This window comes from Rummeliibacillus sp. G93, assembly GCF_023515935.1.
In the GTDB taxonomy this organism is placed as follows: Bacteria; Bacillota; Bacilli; order Bacillales_A; family Planococcaceae; genus Rummeliibacillus; species Rummeliibacillus stabekisii.
This window is the reverse complement of the sequence record NZ_CP097314.1, coordinates 1084480-1104291: the sequence shown is the minus strand read 5'-3', so window position 1 is coordinate 1104291 and position 19812 is coordinate 1084480. Positions and strand designations below refer to the sequence as shown.

18 protein-coding genes are annotated in these 19812 nt (G+C 37.6%); all 18 read right to left on the bottom strand.

Annotated features, from left to right (window positions below):
• Positions 1–19: 19 nt before the first annotated feature.
• The 18 genes from M2M59_RS05445 to yfmF all read right to left on the bottom strand — a co-directional run bounded on the left by M2M59_RS05445 (position 20) and on the right by yfmF (position 19697).
• Positions 20–1348, bottom strand: a complete 1329-nt coding sequence (locus M2M59_RS05445) for a GntT/GntP/DsdX family permease (protein WP_147194056.1) — start codon at positions 1346–1348, stop codon at positions 20–22.
• Positions 1349–1636: 288 nt separating this feature from the next.
• Positions 1637–2191 (bottom strand): outer spore coat protein CotE, encoded by a 555-nt coding sequence (gene cotE, locus M2M59_RS05440; protein WP_066791840.1) that lies wholly within the window; start codon positions 2189–2191, stop codon positions 1637–1639.
• Positions 2192–2337: 146 nt separating this feature from the next.
• Positions 2338–2772, bottom strand: a complete 435-nt coding sequence (locus M2M59_RS05435; RefSeq protein ID WP_066785828.1) for a YlbF/YmcA family competence regulator — start codon at positions 2770–2772, stop codon at positions 2338–2340.
• The gene (gene miaB / locus M2M59_RS05430) at positions 2772–4319 is read right to left on the bottom strand and encodes a tRNA (N6-isopentenyl adenosine(37)-C2)-methylthiotransferase MiaB (RefSeq protein ID WP_249775708.1); all 1548 of its coding nucleotides are present in this window, start codon (positions 4317–4319) and stop codon (positions 2772–2774) included. Before miaB ends, M2M59_RS05435 begins: the two co-directional genes overlap by 1 nt.
• Positions 4320–4485: 166 nt before the next feature.
• Entirely contained in the window at positions 4486–5352 is an 867-nt protein-coding gene (locus M2M59_RS05425) for a 2-oxoacid:ferredoxin oxidoreductase subunit beta (RefSeq protein ID WP_066785824.1), read from the bottom strand.
• A complete protein-coding gene (locus tag M2M59_RS05420) occupies positions 5339–7090 on the bottom strand; it encodes a 2-oxoacid:acceptor oxidoreductase subunit alpha (RefSeq protein ID WP_147194059.1) in 1752 nt (583 codons plus the stop codon). The genes M2M59_RS05425 and M2M59_RS05420 overlap by 14 nt, the downstream gene beginning before the upstream one ends.
• 214 nt (positions 7091–7304) lie before the next feature.
• Positions 7305–7661: an SdpI family protein gene (locus M2M59_RS05415; protein WP_249775707.1), complete on the bottom strand. Its 357-nt coding sequence runs from the start codon at positions 7659–7661 to the stop codon at positions 7305–7307.
• 165 nt (positions 7662–7826) lie between these two features.
• A complete protein-coding gene (locus M2M59_RS05410; RefSeq protein WP_066785813.1) occupies positions 7827–8093 on the bottom strand; it encodes a stage V sporulation protein S in 267 nt (88 codons plus the stop codon).
• A 117-nt stretch (positions 8094–8210) separates the two neighbouring features.
• The gene (locus M2M59_RS05405; RefSeq protein ID WP_147194063.1) at positions 8211–9008 is read right to left on the bottom strand and encodes a TIGR00282 family metallophosphoesterase; all 798 of its coding nucleotides are present in this window, start codon (positions 9006–9008) and stop codon (positions 8211–8213) included.
• A gap of 146 nt (positions 9009–9154) precedes the next feature.
• Positions 9155–10711 (bottom strand): ribonuclease Y, encoded by a 1557-nt coding sequence (gene rny, locus M2M59_RS05400; protein ID WP_147194064.1) that lies wholly within the window; start codon positions 10709–10711, stop codon positions 9155–9157.
• Positions 10712–10956: 245 nt separating this feature from the next.
• The gene (gene recA, locus M2M59_RS05395; RefSeq protein WP_066785806.1) at positions 10957–12000 is read right to left on the bottom strand and encodes a recombinase RecA; all 1044 of its coding nucleotides are present in this window, start codon (positions 11998–12000) and stop codon (positions 10957–10959) included.
• A gap of 171 nt (positions 12001–12171) precedes the next feature.
• Positions 12172–13425 (bottom strand): competence/damage-inducible protein A, encoded by a 1254-nt coding sequence (locus tag M2M59_RS05390; RefSeq protein ID WP_150283934.1) that lies wholly within the window; start codon positions 13423–13425, stop codon positions 12172–12174.
• Between the two features lie 146 nt (positions 13426–13571).
• The gene (gene pgsA / locus M2M59_RS05385; RefSeq protein WP_066785797.1) at positions 13572–14150 is read right to left on the bottom strand and encodes a CDP-diacylglycerol--glycerol-3-phosphate 3-phosphatidyltransferase; all 579 of its coding nucleotides are present in this window, start codon (positions 14148–14150) and stop codon (positions 13572–13574) included.
• A gap of 46 nt (positions 14151–14196) precedes the next feature.
• Positions 14197–15117: a helix-turn-helix domain-containing protein gene (locus tag M2M59_RS05380; protein ID WP_147194068.1), complete on the bottom strand. Its 921-nt coding sequence runs from the start codon at positions 15115–15117 to the stop codon at positions 14197–14199.
• 17 nt (positions 15118–15134) lie between these two features.
• Positions 15135–15935 (bottom strand): DUF3388 domain-containing protein, encoded by an 801-nt coding sequence (locus tag M2M59_RS05375; protein WP_066791839.1) that lies wholly within the window; start codon positions 15933–15935, stop codon positions 15135–15137.
• Positions 15936–16393: 458 nt separating this feature from the next.
• Positions 16394–17122, bottom strand: coding sequence for an elongation factor P 5-aminopentanone reductase (ymfI, locus tag M2M59_RS05370; RefSeq protein ID WP_249775706.1), 729 nt, complete (start codon positions 17120–17122; stop codon positions 16394–16396).
• The gene (yfmH, locus tag M2M59_RS05365; RefSeq protein ID WP_147194072.1) at positions 17119–18429 is read right to left on the bottom strand and encodes an EF-P 5-aminopentanol modification-associated protein YfmH; all 1311 of its coding nucleotides are present in this window, start codon (positions 18427–18429) and stop codon (positions 17119–17121) included. Before yfmH ends, ymfI begins: the two co-directional genes overlap by 4 nt.
• Positions 18429–19697: an EF-P 5-aminopentanol modification-associated protein YfmF gene (gene yfmF, locus M2M59_RS05360; protein ID WP_249775705.1), complete on the bottom strand. Its 1269-nt coding sequence runs from the start codon at positions 19695–19697 to the stop codon at positions 18429–18431. The genes yfmH and yfmF overlap by 1 nt, the downstream gene beginning before the upstream one ends.
• Positions 19698–19812: the final 115 nt, after the last annotated feature.

Sequence of the window (19812 nt, the reverse complement as noted above, 5' to 3'; positions counted from 1 at the left end):
TGATATCTTCTCCTTTTTTTTAAATAAACGCGTTTAAGATTAATGCAAAGATAAAAGCCATAAATGACAGAATGGTCTCTAAAGCTGTCCAAGTTTTAAACGTTTCTTTAATTGATAAACCTAGATATTCTTTAACCATCCAGAATCCTGCATCATTCACATGTGAAAACATTAATGAACCGGCACCCGTTACAATAACCAGTAACTCTAAGTTAACACCAGACATATTCGCAATAATCGGAGATACTATGCCTGCTGCAGTTGTCAGTGCAACTGTTGCAGAACCTGTCGCGATACGAATTAAACCAGCAATAATAAACGCCAGTACTAGAGGAGATACAGAGAAATTCTGTGCCAAATGGCCAATGGTATCACCGACACCACTATCAATCAAGATTTGTTTAAATCCGCCACCTGCACCGATAATCAAAACAATAGATCCTACTGGGACTAAACAATCTTCTGTAAATTTCTTGATAGCCTTGCGATCTTGTCCTAAACGCAGGCCAAGGAAATAGTATGCTGAGAAGACAGAGATCAATAATGCGATTAGCGGGCTACCGATTAAAGTGAATAGTTTTTCAATTGTTTCACTCGCTTTTATATATGGCGCAATAGTACCAAGCACCATTAAAATAACCGGCAAAAGAATAGAAAAGAATGAAATCCAAGTGCTTGGCATTTTGTCCTTTGGTATTTCTTCTACATGGACAAATTCAGGCTCTTCTTCGGGAGTGACACGTTTACTAATAAACTTAGCGTAAAGCGGACCTCCGATAATGCCAGATGGAATGGCAATAATTAAAGAATATAAAAGCACTTTTCCCAAGTTCGCATTGTAGATGCCTATAGCCGCTACTGCTCCTGGATGTGGTGGAACTAAGCCATGAACAATGGATAATCCAGCAATGGCAGGTAATGCAATTAATAAAATATTTTTCTTTGATGCTTTTTGTATCGAAATGACAAGCGGAAGTAAAATTAAAATTCCTACCTCAAAAAAGACCGGAATCCCAATTACAAATCCAGAGAAAAACATAGCCCAAGGCAATTTCTTTTCTCCGAACACTTTTATAAAGTAATTTGCGATGCGTAGCCCTGCCCCCGACTCAGCGAGCATCTTCCCTAGAATAGCGCCAAGTGCGATAATGCCAATTAAGTGGCCGAGCGTCCCACCAACACCTGTTTCATATGCTTTTACGATTTCATCCAGCTTCATGCCAGTGAAAATAGCAAGGAACAGACTAGCAATCAATAAACTAATAAAAGCATGCCATTTAAAGACAGATACACCTAAGATAACGATGACAATCGCTAGCAGTGTAATCAACAATAAATATGCGTCCATTTTACTTCCCCCTTTTATATGTTCTTCTATCATGTAAGCATTTTCATTAGACTTATTATAAGGAAAAAATTTTTATTAATCAATATGGAATATGAAAAAAAAATACATGAACTTACGATATTCTAAGATATACCATTTCTCTTTGTATTCCCCAATACCTTAAAACTATACAATTTAAAACAAAAAAGCCGAGATTTGCTCTCGGCTCAATTTTATACTTTTCCCACTATTAACAGATATCAAGATCAAAACTAACTAGATTGTCACTCTTTCAGAAAAGCAATTGATTTATCCAAATGATGATGATTCTAATCCACTTGAGGAACTGGAAGAGCTAGAAGAACTGGAAGAAGAAGAGCTTTCATCTTTAAAGTCCCATTCTTCTTCATCATCTAATGGATGGATGCTAATGCAAATCGTTGTTTCTCCCACAATTTCCGCCAGTAATTCTCTCTCTATTGTAATAATAAATTTTTCTCCATCCGGACAAATAATGGCCTCAATGCAGTTTGGATGCTGGATGACACGGATGTGCACCTCTTCTTTACCTGTTGACTCGTCTTCATCCCTGTAATGTAGCTTGATTCTTTCTTTATAGGGAATGGATTCTGAATGGACAGCCGTTTTAGAATGATTGTTATAGGCATACCATACATTAATATCATACTTGCCAGTGACTTCGACAAACTTGCCGACTTTTTTTGCAGAATAAGTATGATTGATGACCCAGCATCCTAAGATACTTGATGGATTATTTGGCGGACGCAGGTTTTCTGTGCATTCTGTACTTTTTTTACCCTTTGCAATCACTGCCTTTGTCACAATATGACGTAACTGTTTCAGCATGATTCCTCCTTTATTCCGTTCACCTCATCATATGCGGCTATGGCCTAGCAGGTTCTTAAATCAGTTGAAAAATAAAAATGGACAAAAAAGATGCCTTAAAACAAAAAGTTGTTTTAAGACATCTCTGATGATGGGCTACTAAATTATGAGCAGCTTCCAGGCTGTGAATTACGCACTTTAGATCCTGTTTCTCCTCTTAATACATCGCCGCCTGTTGTTTCCACAATTTCATCTGTTACTCTGTTAGCAATTGAATTTGATACAAGCTGTAATAGGTCGTTGACATCGCCTTGTGATTGTTTAAATTCTACGACGATCGGCAATTCATCAATTTCTGCTTCGATTTTCTCTATTTTTTCATCAATTAATTTTAGTGCTTTTTCTTTTCCGTAATGTTGGAAATTTACAGCTTGTTTTTGTAAGCTTTTTAGACTAGCGATTTTTTCGCGAACAAATTGATTTTCATTAATTTGTGCTTCTGCCCGTTTAAAGAAATCCACTTCTTCAGTATTTGCAATCATGTGTGCAATTTCATGTGCTTTTTTAATAATATCGTCTTTTGTATATAATTCTGTCATTATACCTTCACCTCTTCACTCGCTATTACTTCAACCAATTCACCTGACAAAGACCATGTTTTTGCTTCTGTCACTTTGACTTTAGCTAATTTGCCGATTACTTCTTTAGGTGCTTTAAAGTTAACGAGTTTATTTTTTCTTGTATATCCTGCTAAAACATCAGGATTTCGCTTACTTTCTCCCTCTACCAAAACTTCTACAATTTCACCATCATACTTTTTCAATGCTTTGCCGCAATATTCATTTACCACAGCGTTTAAACGCTGTAGTCTATCTTTTTTCACTTCTAACGGCACATTATCTTGCATTTTAGCAGCTGGTGTTCCAGCGCGAGCTGAATATATATAAGTATAGGCCATTTCAAAGCCTACTTCTTTGTAGAGAGATAATGTTTCTTCGAATTGTTCTTCTGTTTCATTCGGGAATCCCACAATAATATCAGTTGTCAACGCTACATCCGGCATTTTTGCACGAATTTTACGCACTAGTTCTAGATAGCTTTCACGCGTATATTTTCGAGCCATAATTTTCAGCATATCAGATGAGCCTGATTGGACAGGCAAGTGGATATGTTCTACTAAATTGCCTTTCTGCGCTAATACCTCTATTAATGCGTCATCAAAATCTCTTGGATGGCTTGTCGTAAAACGAATGCGCGGAATATCAATTTTACGTAAGTCGTCCATTAAGTGGCTCAAGCGATATTGTCTATTCTCAAAGTCTTTGCCATAAGCGTTAACATTTTGGCCAAGCAGTGTAATTTCTTGATACCCTTGAGAAGCAAGAGAACGTACTTCTTGAATAATATCTTCCGGCAACCGGCTTCGTTCTTTGCCCCTTGTGTAAGGGACGATACAATAGGTGCAAAACTTGTCGCAGCCATACATGATATTTACCCATGCCTTTGTATTTCCTTTACGTACCTTTGGAAGGTTTTCTATAACATCGCCTTCCTTGGACCATACTTCAATCACCATTTCTTTTGAAAGGTAAGCTTCGTTTAAGATTTCAGGAAGCCGGTGGATGTTGTGTGTGCCAAAAATCATATCAACTTGATCATATGTTTTTAATATTTTCTTGACCACTGCTTCTTCTTGGGACATACAACCACAAACACCAATCAGCAGATCTGGATTTTTTAGTTTTAATGGTTTTAGATGCCCTAGCTCACCAAATACACGGTTTTCGGCATTTTCTCGAATGGCACATGTATTCATCAGTATAACATTCGCTTCTTCGACATTTTCGGTTGGTTCATAGCCAAGCTGTAAGAAGATGCCAGCCATTACTTCTGTATCGTGTTCATTCATTTGACAGCCGTATGTACGGATTAAAAATTTACGTCCCGTCCCCATACCCATGAATTGTTCATCAATATTAAAATCCTTATAGTATTGGATTTCTTCCTTGCCGCGTTTTTTGGCATCTTTTAAAGAAGGGGCCGTATACGTGCTTTGAAAATATTTACTATAGTCTTTTTCAGTATTTGCACTGGTTGACTTAGAATTTATTGCTTGTTGACTAGCTAGTCGTTGTTCTTCGTTCATGGTATTCTCCTTTCGATCGAGTACCCATCTTCCTATTATACTGGAGTTGGAAGGATTCCTACAAGATAAGAGTACGAAATGTTGGCTATTCGCCATAAAATTCTTTTTCGAATAAATAAAAAAGAGATCAAGTTAAATACTTGATCTCTTTTTAAAAAGTTAGCTACTACATAAAGTCGTTCATCAATTCTTGAAGTTGTTCTTCTTTCATCATAATGTCCGCTTTATTCAAAGGTTCTTTACTGTAGCCTTCCACTTTATCCTGATAAGATTCTTCTTCATTGTTTTGATAGATAATACCTGTCACTAGTCCATCATGTTCCATGACAGTTTTCATTGCTTCCGCCCGATTTGTATTATCATAGCCTTCAATGCTTGAAAGTTTTGTTAAGTTTTCTTTAAACCAATCATACGTATTCACTTTATTATAAGTAACACATGGACTAAACACATTGATAAAAGAAAAACCTTTATGTTTCATTCCTTCTTCAATAATAGCTGTTAGTTCTTTCAAGTCAGTCGAAAAACTTTGAGCTACAAATGTTGCACCAGAAGATAGTGCTACTTCAAGTGGTTTTAATGAAGGCTCAATGGCACCACCAGGAGTAGATTTTGTAACAAATCCTGCAGCTGAGCGAGGAGATGTTTGGCCCTTTGTTAAGCCATAAATTTGGTTGTCCATGACAACATAAGTAATATCAATATTACGACGGATCGAATGGATTGTATGCCCCATTCCGATAGCAAAACCATCTCCGTCACCGCCTGTTGCGATAACGTTTAAATCACGATTGGCCATTTTGAGGCCTTGTGCAATTGGTAATGCTCTACCATGAATACCATGCAAACCATAAGAATTGATATAACCTGATAGACGTCCAGAACAGCCTATCCCGGATACGACCGCCAATTCATGCGGTACGATTTCAAGATTTGCTGCTGCACGTTGAATAGCAGCTTGTACAGAAAAGTCGCCACAACCTGGGCACCAGTTAGGCTTTACTGTATTTCGAAAATCCTTAAATGTTACCATCTGTTAGCAACTCCTTTACACGGCCAAATAGTTCTTTTGGCAAGAACGGTGTGCCGTCATATTTCGTCAAGTTGACGATTTTGTCATGGTGTCCCATGTTTAATTTGATAATATTCGCTAGTTGGCCTGTTGCATTGTTTTCAACAACAATAATCTTTTTAGCGTTTTCTACTAACGGTTTCATTTCTGCAACCGGGAATGGATGTATTAATCGGATATGTGCATGGTTTGATTTAATACCCTCTGCTTCAAGCATTGGAAGAATCTCTTCAATTGCACCTTTTGTTGAGCCAAATCCTACGATTAATATATCTGCCTCTTCATGTGGTGCTGCTTTGAAGACCGGATTCTCAAAATGTACATGCTGTAATTTTCTAAAACGCTTGTCCATTTGATTTTTACGGTTACCAGCTGCTTCAGAAGGTTTTCCTTCTTCGTTATGCTCTACGCCTGTAACATGGTGGATACCATATTTCTGTCCAGGAACAACACGTGTTGAGATACCATCTTCTGTCACTTCATATCGTTTGAAGTATTGTTTATCTTCAATTTCTGGCAATTCACCAAGATTTAGCTTACCACGGCTAATGTTAATTTTTGAGTAATCAAACGGTTCAACTGTTTGTTTACCTAGTGATAGCTGCAAGTCAGACAAAATAATGACAGGAAGCTGTAATTCGTCCGCAATATTAAATGCTTGAATTGTATCATAAAATGCTTCTTCGCCCGTAGAAGGTGCGATAACTACTTTCGGAATTTCACCGTGTGTACCATAAAGCATTGCCATCAAATCGGATTGTTCTTGTTTTGTTGGCAGTCCAGTTGATGGACCTCCACGCTGTGTATCAACGACTACAAGTGGTGTTTCTGTCATGCCTGCTAAGCCTAACGCTTCCATCATTAATGAAAGACCAGGACCAGCTGATGCTGTGAATGCTCGTACGCCGCCATAATTTGCTCCTATTGCCATTGTAGCTGCTGCGATTTCATCTTCTGTTTGGATGACTGTGCCACCGAATTTAGGTAATTTCTTAATGAGATATTCCATAATTTCAGACGCCGGAGTAATTGGATATGCAGCCATAAAACGAGTACCTGCTGCAAGTGCTCCTAAAGCAATGGCTTCATTCCCAATCATAAATAGACGATGTTTGCCATCTCCTGGCTCAAGTTCAAATTTCCCTGCTTGATCTTGTAATAAATCATTCATCACTAAATGGCCTTTGGCAATAGCCTCCATGTTTTTTTGGACAACTGTTTCACCTTTACGACCAAAGATTTCATCTACAACAGATTGAAATGCTGCATCCTCTAAGTTCATAAGAGCAGCAGTTGCACCGATGGCAACCATGTTTTTCATTAGGGAAGTCCCTAGTTCTGTTGCAATTTCTGTGAATGGAACAATATATAGTTCAGCTATGCAATCTTCAGGCTTAGTTGGTTTGAATTTAGCATCAGCCAGAATGACGCCTGCTTCATTTAATTCTTTATAATTGACATCGATTGTTTCTTGGTCAAACGCAACCAATATGTCCAGATCATCTGGAATCGTATGCACAGTCGAAGTACGAACGTTGATTTTATTATTTGTGTGGCCACCCTTAATACGAGAAGAGAAATGGCGATATCCGTATAAATGGTAACCAAGTCGGTTCATCGCAGTGGAAAAAATCTCGCCGGTACTTTCAATACCTTCCCCCTGCTGCCCACCGACTTTCCATGAAAGCTGATGTAACATCAATTAACATCTCCTTAATATACAAACGTTTAGCAATAATCCTACATAAGTTTAACACGAACAAGCGCTTGAAACTATTGTTATGGGATGAAATTGCTTAAAATCAGACCTTTGACGGAAAGCACATTTTCGCAGATGTTTTAAGTACTCAATGTAATGATGCCAAAAGCTATTGCTTAATCTGACTACTAATGACATAGTGGCAACAAATAATTTATTCTAACAAAGTTTTTTCTAGCTGCTTTAATTTCCTTTCTACAGCCATAATTAAATGAATAGACGATACTATCATCAACCCGATAATAACAAGAAGAGTATACTCACCATTTGATAAAGCAAAGCTTACTACAATGTCCAAGACCATTAGAATAACACCATATAAAATTAATAGTTTGGCGCTGTATTTATTTCCTTCCTTCCAAAGCACCTTATTTTTCATGGAGCGTGTTGTTCGATAGCCGTATAGCCCATTTATATCTTTTGGTGGCTTATACAACAATATCAGTCCAGCAATGATAAAGATTCCTCCCACAAGAATGCTCATTCCAACATTAATTAATAGCGTGCTCATTCGAATCCCCCATTCTAGTTAATTTACATTATATAACATTTAAGTAAACGGTGGAGTCACAATGAAGTTTTATTGCTTTATGTACTTTTATCTGCCAATTAACCGCTGAAAAGCAAAAAAGACAAAGGGATATCTCCCAATGTCTTAAGTAATGAAGTTAGCAATCTATCTTACTCGTTTTTCAACAAGAAGCTTTAATGCTGTACGATCTTCTCCAGCAATCAAAATATCTGTAAATGCTGGCGAACAAGTTAAATCTGTTCCGCTTGGTGCTACAAAGCCCCGCGCAATAGCAATAGCCTTTACCGCTTGGTTCAGCGCTCCTGCTCCTACTGCTTGCATTTCTGCAAATCCTTGCTCTCTAATCACTGCCACTAATGCTCCTGCCACAGAATTAGGGTTTGAGCGAGATGATACTTTCAATGAATCCACAACTATTCCTCCCTTAGTTTGAAAAAATCAGGGACATTTGATTGTCCATGAAGCATTGTATGCTCGCTCGCTTCCAGTTAGACTTCAAATTCTGAATTACAGTCATGGCAATCTTATTTATCCTTTTAAAGGCTTATCTCCATTAATATAGATTCGTTCAATACTTTTCGCTTTACCAGTTGTCGTATCCAGCTCAACAATCAATCCGCTAAATACTTCTCTGCCTTCTTGTGGCACTTCAAAGCGTACAGGCATATTTGTTTTAAAGCGATAAAGCACACTTTCCTTCTTAGTGCCTAATATCTCATCATACGGTCCTGTCATACCCACGTCTGTAATATAAGCTGTACCCTTTGGTAAAATTCTTTCATCCGCTGTTTGTACATGGGTGTGTGTCCCAACAACAACCGAGGCTTTTCCATCTAAATGCCAGCCCAATGCCACTTTTTCGCTCGTTGCTTCGGCATGGAAATCAACGAAAACAAGAGGAGAAGTTTTCTTTGCTTCAGTAATTAATTCTTCTGCCATAGCAAAAGGGTCCTGATGCGGTGGCAAAAATGTTCTTCCGTGCAAATTGATGATAGTGAGTGTCTCCCCGTTTTTTGTGATTGAAACCATCCCTTTGCCCGGCGCCTCTTCAGAAAAATTAGCAGGACGTATTAAATAATCGACATCATCTATAAAATCAAATATTTCTTTTTGATCCCATGTATGATTGCCCATTGTGATAACATCTACACCCATCATCAGTAAATCCTGATAGATTCGTTTTGTAATGCCTTTACCTTTTGCCGCATTTTCTCCATTTGCTATCACAACGTCTACTTGATATTTTCGTTTCAAACGAGGCAAATAATGTTGAACAGCCTCCAATCCTATATCTCCCACTATATCTCCTATAAATAAAATTTTCATTGTTCCACCCATTCCATAAAAAAAGGCTTCTCGACCGAAGATCTAAGAAGCCTTTTGTCATTTAGTTTAGTTTGTAAAAAGTTAGAAATGATTTCGTTTATCGTTCCACTTTATAGCTATAGCAAGAGATGATGTAATGCTCTCTTTTATTTTGCGTAGTCTACTGCCCGCGTCTCGCGAATAACAGTAACTTTGATGTGGCCTGGATAATCTAGTTCGTCTTCAATTCTTTTTCGAATATCACGTGCTAGGCGGTGTGAAGCCAAATCATCCACTTGGTCCGGACGTACAATAATACGGATTTCGCGGCCAGCTTGAATGGCAAATGATTTTTCCACGCCTTCGTAAGACTCTGAAATTTCTTCTAGTTTTTCTAAACGTCTAATATAGTTTTCTAGCGTCTCACTTCGTGCTCCAGGACGCGCAGCAGATAAAGCATCAGCTGCTGCAACGATGACTGCAATAACGGATGTTGGCTCTGTATCACCATGATGTGAAGCGATACTATTAATCACGACTGGATGTTCATGGTATTTTGTTGCTAATTCAACACCGATTTCAACATGGCTTCCTTCTACTTCATGGTCAATCGCTTTTCCGATATCATGAAGGAGACCAGCACGTTTTGCCAACGTCACATCTTCACCTAATTCGGCTGCCATTAATCCAGCTAAATGTGCCACTTCTATTGAGTGTTTTAATACATTTTGGCCATAGCTTGTCCGGTATTTCATGCGACCAAGGATTTTCATTAAATCAGGATGAAGATTATGAATTCCTACTTCAAAAGTAGTCTGTTCACCTGTTTCGCGAATTTGTTCATCAATTTCACGACGAGACTTTTCTACCATCTCTTCTATGCGAGCTGGATGAATTCGTCCATCTTGAACTAATTTTTCAAGTGCCAATCTTGCTGTTTCACGGCGGATTGGATCGAAACCAGATAAAATAACTGCTTCTGGCGTATCATCAATGATTAAATCAATACCAGTAAGCGTTTCAAGCGTACGGATATTACGGCCTTCACGCCCGATAATGCGGCCTTTCATTTCATCGTTAGGCAAGTTTACAACCGATACAGTGGTTTCTGCCACATGATCTGCTGCAAAACGCTGTATCGCTAATGATAAAATTTCTCGTGCCTTTTTGTCAGCATCTTCCTTTGCACGTGTTTCTGCTTCTTTAGTCATAACGGCAATATCAGTTGTTAACTCATTTTCTACTTCTTCTAATATAATCGTTCTTGCATCTTCACGTGTTAATGCTGAAATGCGTTCGATTTCAGATTGTTGTTTAGCAACAAGCTCTTCCGCTTTGCTTTCCATCTGTACAATATGCTGTTGTCTTTCTACTAACGCCTCTTCCTTACGCTCTAAACCAGATTCTCTCTTGTTAAGCGCTTCATCCTTACGATCAAGATTCTCTTCTCTTTGCAATAAACGGTTTTCTTGTTTCGTAAGTTCTGAACGGCGTTCGCGGATGTCATTTTCTGCTTCAGTTCGAAGTTTGTGAGTTTCATCTTTTGCTTCAAGTAATGCCTCTTTCTTTAGAGCCTCTGCTTCCCTTTTACCTTCTTCAACAATTAGTTCTGCAGTGCCCTTTGCACCTGTCACTTTTGAATCATTCACCTTTTTCGTAATAAAATAGATCACAGCTGCACCGACGATCAGTCCAATCAAAGCGGAGATGACTATTTCTATCATTCGAACACCTCCCCTTGAGTTATTGATATTTTCTTTTAGTCGGCTTTACATTGAGTTAACAATATAGCGCCAATTTCATTTCAAATTTAGAAATAATACATATTAATTGTATAGTTGATAGATAGACCTGTCAAGGATTCACAGTTTTTGGATACCCAAAAATACTAATAATTCTGTGATTAAAATCCTATATTTCTCCTAGCTAAAAAGGCCTCTTTTAATAAGAGGCCTTCACAGTTTTATTATTACTCTTCAAATAGAGTAGGATTTTCTTCTGGTTCTTCGATAACTTCATATTCTTGCTCACCAATACCTGAAGCCACCCTAATTTTTTGTGCAATTTCTTCACGTACTTCTGGATTCTCTTTAAGGAATTGTTTTGCATTTTCACGACCTTGGCCTAAACGTTCATCTTCATACGCATACCATGAGCCGCTCTTTTGTACGATATCTTTTTCTACGCCGATATCGATGATTTCTCCCTCTTTAGAGATTCCTTCGCCATACATAATATCAACTTCTGCAGTTTTAAAAGGTGGAGCTACTTTATTTTTTACTACTTTGATTTTAGTACGGTTACCGACCATATCATTACCTTGCTTAATTGTTTCAGCACGACGCACCTCTAAACGAACTGATGAATAGAACTTAAGCGCTCTTCCGCCTGGTGTAGTTTCAGGGTTCCCAAACATTACACCGATTTTTTCACGGATTTGGTTAATGAAGATGGCAATTGTATTTGATTTATTAATAATACCGGATAGCTTACGCAATGCTTGAGACATCAAACGCGCTTGCAAACCGACATGGGAATCACCCATCTCGCCTTCAATTTCTGCTTTTGGTGTAAGAGCAGCAACAGAGTCGATTATAATAATATCAATAGCACCACTGCGAACTAGTGCTTCTGCAATTTCTAGTGCTTGCTCACCTGTATCTGGTTGAGAAAGCAATAATTCATCAATGTTTACGCCTAGTTTGGACGCATAAACTGGATCAAGCGCATGCTCTGCATCTATGAAAGCTGCTTGTCCTCCATTTGCTTGTACTTCTGCAATGGCATGAAGTGCTACTGTTGTTTTACCAGAGCTTTCTGGTCCATATATTTCTATCACACGGCCGCGGGGATAGCCACCCACTCCAAGTGCTGTATCAAGAGCTAAAGATCCAGTAGAAGATGTAGAAACTTTACGATCTGCTTGCTCGCCTAATTTCATTACAGAGCCTTTACCAAATTGTTTTTCAATTTGTTTTAAGGCCATATCTAATGCCGCTTTCCGTTCGTCCACTCTGTTTCCTCCTATTAAGAACACTTTTTTATTTCTAAACCTACTATACTTCTTTTCTGAGAAAAACACAAGAAAAAAGCGAACATTTATTCGTTAAAATGTACACTTTTAAAAACCAAACGCTAAATTGAATATAGAATTCAATTTTAGCGTTTTTTTAGTTGAAATCTTTTAGGCTCTTTCATAGCCCTTTTCAATTAATAGCTGAATTAAACGATAGAATGCAGATTTCGTTGCACGAAGTCGATTTGTATTACGGCTGCCAGATAATTGGAGGCGATACGTATGCGGAGGCTCATCACCAATTGCAATACCAATCCATACAGTACCAGCTGGTTTATTACCGTGTGCTTGCGGACCTGCTGCGCCTGTTAAGCCAACGCCAATAGTCGAACCAAATTTCTCCTTCACTAAACGCGCCATTTCACTAGCACATTCACTGCTGACAACGCCATGCTGTTCAATCACTTCTTTCGCCATGCCTAATTGATTAATTTTTACTTGCTCATTATATGTGACCATTCCGCCGAGTAATGCTTCACCCACCCCCGGATTATTAGCCAGTTCTGCTTGGAATAGCCCAGCCGTTAAACTTTCAGCAGCAGCGATGGTTAATTCATTCTTCATCAGCATTTTAGTTAATACGCTTGATATAGAATCATCGTCTACCCCGTAAAAATAATCTCCTGCTATGTGTAAAATTTCTTCTTTGGCTACTCGAATTTTTTTCCATGCCTCTTCCGTCGTGTCGGCATTCGCTGTAATGCGTATTGTCACTTCACCATCAGAAGCTAATGGTGCTAGCGTTGGATTCGTTTGGTTTTCTAGTAAATGTTGAAGCTTATCTTCTAATTCAGCCTCGCCTATTCCGTAAAAACGAAGCACGTGAGAAACAATTTGGCCTTTTGAAACAAGAGAAGTAAGCAATGGCTTTGCTTCGAATTGGAACATGGGTTCAATTTCCTTCGGCGGGCCAGGTAAAAGAATGTAAGTGTGATTGCTCGCTGTATACATCATGCCAGGAGCCATGCCATTTTTATTAGCTAAAACATGCGAGCCTTTAAGAACAAGAGCTTGTTTGCGATTATTTTCAGTCATTGGTTTGTTTTGGTTTTGGAAGAATTCAACTATGCTTTTCATTGCATCCTTGTCTTCTTCGAGTTCAATATGTAAATGCTTTGCGATTGTTTCCTTTGTTAAGTCATCCTTCGTAGGTCCTAATCCACCTGAAAAAATAATAAGGTCCGAGCGATTTTCTGCAATAGTAATTGCATCAAGTAGTCGATTTGGATTGTCACCTACAACAGTATGATAATAAACATTTATTCCGATTTCAGCTAATTGACTTGAAATAAACCGTGCGTTTGAATTAGTTATTTGACCTAACAATAATTCAGAACCCACAGCAATAATTTCTGCATTCATCTAAATTCATCTCCTTAGACATCTCTTCATTAGTAAAAAGACTCACCGTTCAGTATATGGAACGCCACGTTAGTGGTTGTACTGCTGCAAGCAACAGGACAAAATGAGTCTTTATAGTATTTCCTTATTAAGTTTGAAATAAACCGCTATTTAGATTCTAACAAAATTTTTCGATTTAACCAGAAATAGTCGAGTCCAGACCAAATCGTAAAGATAAGGGCCACATACAACATAATTTGATCAAAAGGAATGCCCCACATAGCAAAAATAATATTATGAAGCAATAGGAAGGCAATAGCTAAAATTTGTGTCCAAGTTTTAATTTTGCCTAACTGATTAGCAGCAACTACTTCACCATGTTCTGCACAAATTAAGCGCAAGCCTGTAACTGCAAATTCTCGGCTGATAATAATGATGATGACCCATGCAGGAGCATAGTCCAAACCAACCAATAAAATGAAAGCAGAGGATACTAGCAATTTATCTGCTAACGGATCTAAAAACTTCCCTAAGTTTGTCACTAGATTGTATTTTCTTGCATAATACCCGTCAATCCAGTCCGTCAATGACGCAATAATAAAGATTAAAGCTCCGACTAAATGCTCTACTGGCATCGTAGCCCCTAACATAGTCAAATTGCCCCAATGAAAGTCGATTACCATTATTATTACAAATATCGGAATGAGACATACACGAGACACTGTAATTCTATTAGGTATATTCATGTAATTCACCTTTCTTGCAAAGGACAATCATCACTTTTATTGATGACTATTCCTCTTCCTCCAATTTGATGACGATATTTTGAGTATAGCGTTCTGTTGGAGATGCTGCAAACTTAATCTGCTTATTATTCACATAAATTGTACCATTAGGAGATGCGCCGAGCCTTACTCTGATGCTTTTCTTACCTGTTGCATCCATCTCTAAGACATCACCATTATTGTACATTTGGTCAGCTTTAAAATTTTTCGCTTGGCTTGAAATTTCATTACCGCTTTCATCTTGAATGCCAATCCATGTGCTACCTGTCACTTTTACTTTTACTTTCAAATCTTTCGTACCAGTTAAAGTATAAGTGGTTGTAATATTGTCGCTTTCTAATTTACCTTTGGAGATAAGCGGCTTCTCTTCTTTTTTCGAAGAGGTATTTTCTTCTTCTTTTGTATTCTCTTTTTCTTTATTTACGTTATCTTTTTGAGATGATTGCGCTTTATTTTTATGTGAAACATCAGTTGATTCAACATTCACATCTTGTTTAGGATCATCTACCACATCACTCTTAAAATTATGTTGTTTTAAGAACCAAATGGAGACAATAATAACAATAATAAATAGTGCAACAATAATTTTCGGCATCCAATCAACACTTTTTCTTGCTGCTTTTTTCGTCATGGCTCTCCGTTGTACAGGTTGAGATATAGGAGATGTTGCAGCACTTTGATCTGCAGATTTATTAGCTGGAATTTCACCTTTATATGTTTCTAGTAAGTCATTGCTATCCAGATCTACTGCTTCCGCATATTGTTTAATGAAAGCCCGCACATAAAAGGATCCCGGCATAATACTGTAATTGCCTTCTTCAATGGCAGATAAATACCTTTTTTGGATTTTTGTGATTTCCTGTAAATCATCCAGACTATAACCTTTTGACATTCTCGCTTCTTTTAAACGAGTTCCTAATTCTGTCAATGATATACACCTTCCTGTTAAAAATTAAATCCTCCAAATCCACCGAAATTACTTGGGTCTTGCATGAAATCTTTATCCTGCTCCAACAACTTATATGTAATTTCTTCATCTGGATGATGTCTTAGTTCGATAATGTAGTCAAAGTCTTCAATTGTGTATTCGGATTGCTGAACAAAGACATCAGGATGTTCCACCACTATAATTGTTGGTAATTGCATAATTTCTCGTACTAACTGTTTATGCCCTTCATCTGTTGAACGTCTCGTCACCACGCCATCTAAAATAAACACATTGTTACTGTTAAATTCATCGCCAAGCAACCGATTGCGTAATGTTTGTTTTATCATAGTAGACGATAAAAATAGCCAACGTTTATTTGCAGAAACACTTGCGGCTACGATTGATTCAGTTTTGCCAACTCTTGGCATACCACGTATACCGATCAACTTGCGGCCATCTTTTTTATAAAGTTCCGCCAAAAAATCGACCAACAAACCAAGTTCATCTCTTACAAAACGAAACGTCTTTTTTTCATCTGCTTCACGTTGAATATAACGACCATGTCGAATGGCTAAGCGGTCCCTTGTTGTCGGCTGCCTAAACTTAGTTACTCTAATCGTTTCCATCGTTGAAATAATGTTTTTAAAACGTTCAATTTGCTCGTCCTTTTCAGCACGTAGTAGCATTCCGCGCCTGACTTGGTCCACTCCGTTAATAGTAACGATGTTCACTCTCAGCATACCTAATAGCGATGCAATATCCCCTAGCAATCCGGGGCGGTTGATTTGTATTTCGTATTCAAAATACCATTCTCTCACATTCAACGTTCCCTTCTATTAAAAGACGCATGATACCTTTTCTATGTTCCATAATAGCCGATTTTTCTACATAAGAAAAGAAAAAGAGAGAGAATTCCCCCTTTTTCCACTCAAGTATTTTAATTGACGACAAGAGCCTTGTTTGACGTTTTTTCCATTCGGGAAGAAATGAAAGATAAAAGTCTTAGCTACAAATATATTTATGGAAATATTGTAATCTAAAGCAAACAATAGCTAAGGACGAATAGTACTCTATATTACAAAAAATTAGAAAGTCTTCTATATGCATTTCATAATATTTGATACTAATATTCCCTCATGTAAAGTCTTTTATTATTAAATTGAAATGAGAGGAATTACTTGAGGTAATAAGTGAAGCTTTTTATAATTCTAAAAAAGGTAACAGACCCTCCAAAAATATACCATATATGTCTGCACCTTTAGGTTGTAAGCAATCATTAAATATACCAGCCACCATTTAATCGAAGTATTTGGCCTGTCATGTAATCCGCTTTGCCAGATAGTAAAAAATCGACCAAATATGCGACCTCCTCTGGTTTCCCTCCACGTGCTAATGGGATTTCTTCTATTAGACTAGCCTTCTCATCTTCCGATAAATGTCCATTCATTTTGGTCTCGATAAAACCAGGAGCCACAGCATTTACACGAATGCCATTATATGCAACTTCTTTTGCATATGCTTTCACAAACGTATGGATTGCTCCTTTTGCTGCGGAGTACACAGATTCAAATGATCCGCCTGCCTCTCCCCAAATAGAACCAATAAAAGTAACATAACTAATCTCATGCTGGCGTAATTTTTGAGATAGAATCCCTATTAACTGTATTGGTGTTTCAACATGCACTTTAAAAAGATAACCCATTTCATTTGCATCGGTATCTTCACAAAGCTTGTATAGCGCATGGCCGCTAGCAATGACTATAGCATGTATTGTAAAAATCGACTGGCTAATTTGTTCAGCTGCTTCTTCTTTTGATAAATCAGCTCGTATCGGCATGAATTCTTGCTTGGGATACTGTTGAATCAATTCTTCAGCCAGCTGCTGCATCCCAGCGACATTGTGGTTATATTGCATATATAAAGACCAGCCGTTCGCTGCCAACTCACTACAAATGGCACTCCCGATTGAACCGGAAGCGCCTAATACTAATGCAAATTTTTTCATTTGGATTCTTCTTTTTCTTTTGAAAGCGGCAATATCGTAAATACAGTTTGTTGAGATTCACCTTGCAAGGATTGGAACGCTTTTTGAACATCAGACACGTTCAATTCTTCAATGACTTCTACCGAATCAAACAGATTCATTTCATTAAATTTATAACGCGTAAATTGATTAGCGATATACTCAATCGAATTAAGAGCTCTTAGGTTAAAGCCGATTCGTCTGCGTTTTACCCTTTCTAATTCTTCTTCACCAAACGGCCACTTTTCTTCCGCTTTCTGTAATTGGTCTTTAATCGCTTCCACTAATTTATCCGGCTTATGTGTATCGGAGCTAATCATAGCAAACCCAAAACCATGTTCCAATGAAAAGTCATAGGAGTAGGATTCGTCGATTAAACCTTCATCATAAACTTTTGTATAAAAATCAGATGAGCGGCCAAACAAAACGTCTAAAGCTAAACTAATAGCAAGTTCATTTTTTAGCATCTCACGACCAGACAAATCTGTTTCTTTCGCTTTCAACCCGACAGATACCTTAGACTTTGATACATCCATATGAAGAGTTCGTTCAGGAATCGCAACTTCTTTTGGTTCTGATACTTCGATTCGTTTAATTTCTTCAGGTTTTTCAAAAGTCTTTTTAGCTTGGTTACTCTTGATGAGATCAAGCATTTCTTCTGGCTCAAGTGCTCCAATAGCAAATAACAGCATATTGGATGGATGATAGAACGTGTGGTAGCAAGTGTATAAATGTTCTGCCGTAATTTTATCAATAGATTCTACAGTTCCCGCAATATCAATCTTTACAGGATGTTCTTTAAACATATTTTCAATTGTGCCAAAGTATAAGCGCCAATCAGGCTGGTCATCATACATAGTGATTTCTTGCCCGATAATACCTTTTTCCTTATTTACAGTTTTCTCTGTAAAGTATGGTTCTTGGACAAAATCTAATAAAGTTTCTGTACTCTCTTTGACATTATTAGTGGCCGAGAACAAATAAGCAGTTCTTGTAAATGACGTAAAGGCATTTGCCGAAGCACCATATTGGCTAAACTTTTGAAAGACATCTCCATCTTCTTTTTCAAACATCTTATGCTCTAAGAAGTGCGCAATACCATCAGGGACTGTAACAGCCTCTTTTTCACCAAGCGGTACAAACGAGCGGTCCACTGAACCGTATTTTGTAGTAAAGGTTACAAACGTTTTAGAAAATCCTTTTTTCGGCAAAATATAAACGTCTAGACCATTTTCAAGCTTTTCATAATAAAGCGTCTCATCTAATTGCTCAAAATAAATTGGTTCCATTATTTTTTCTCCTCCATTCCACTTAAGAAATAGACGGTTTCTTTATGCAATTGCTTTGCCATATCGACTATATCTTCCTTTGTCACGGCTTTCCATTTTTCCTGCCAATGCTCCACTTTGAATACTGGATCTAATTCTTTGTATTGATCATAAATTTCGATTTGACCACGCGCTGAATCCAACGCTTCTTTTAATTGGTTTTGAAGCATTGCTTTGGTTTGGCTTATTTCCAAGTCTGTAATTTCACCACGAGACATGGCCTCTAATTGTTCGTCAATTAATTGTGTCGCTTTTTTCACGTTTTCAGTATCAATGCCTGACATCACATAAACCAAGCCATATTGTGCAGAATACGAACTTGAGCAGTAATAGGCCATACTCTCTTTTTCACGAACATTCATAAATAATTTTGAATGTGGGTAGCCACCAAAGATGCCATTGAAAATTTGCATTTTCGGAAAATCAGCATCAGTAAAGAAAACAGGTACAGTAAAACCAATATGCAATTTGCCTTGTTTCATTTCTTGTTTTTCATGCACATAAGATTCTGTTGACTGGATTTTTGGCAATTCATTCTGTTGGAAAGGGGCTTTGCGATCTTGGAATGGTAAGGCTGTTTTCAAATCAGCTATCATTTTCTCTTCGTCGATATCGCCAACTACATATATATCAATCACATCTTCAGCAATCATGCGTTGATATGTATTAGTTAATGATTGGGGTGTAATCGCTTCAACTGCAGGGATTGTGCCATTTGCAGAAATAGAAGCAGGATGGTCAGGTGCCAAAAAGTGATTTAATCGATTTTGAGCATAACGTGATTTTTCATCAAAAATAGATTGAATCCGTTCTCTCACCATTTCTTTTTCACGTGCTACGATATTTTCTTTGAATTCTCCATTTACAAAGTTAGGGTCGAATAGGACCGTGTTCATCAATTCTAATACATGGTCCAGCACATCACCGTGTTGTAAATAGTGATCATTAACCGTTTCAACATTTAACAATACTGTATGTTCATTGCCTTTTTTCGTTGTATCTAGGTAAAGGACTGTTCCATATAAATCATCTAAATGCATTCTCATACTTGCAGGTGATGGGTACTTGGCATTACTGTGTTGTAAAACATTTGTTAATACAGTTCTTTCTGCTGCCTCTTCCACTTGTAAAGGCCTACGGAATTTAATTGAAAAATTAATGGTTTTGAATTGATCAGTTGATCTTGTATGAATATAAACGTCTTTTGCTATTTCTGTCGTTTTAAACATTCAAACCCCTCCTATCTAATTAATATAACAATCCATTACTCCAACTATACATGCCAATTGAATAAAATTGCAACTATTGTAAATGAGATGAATTATGGGTGTTGCTTAGAGTTCT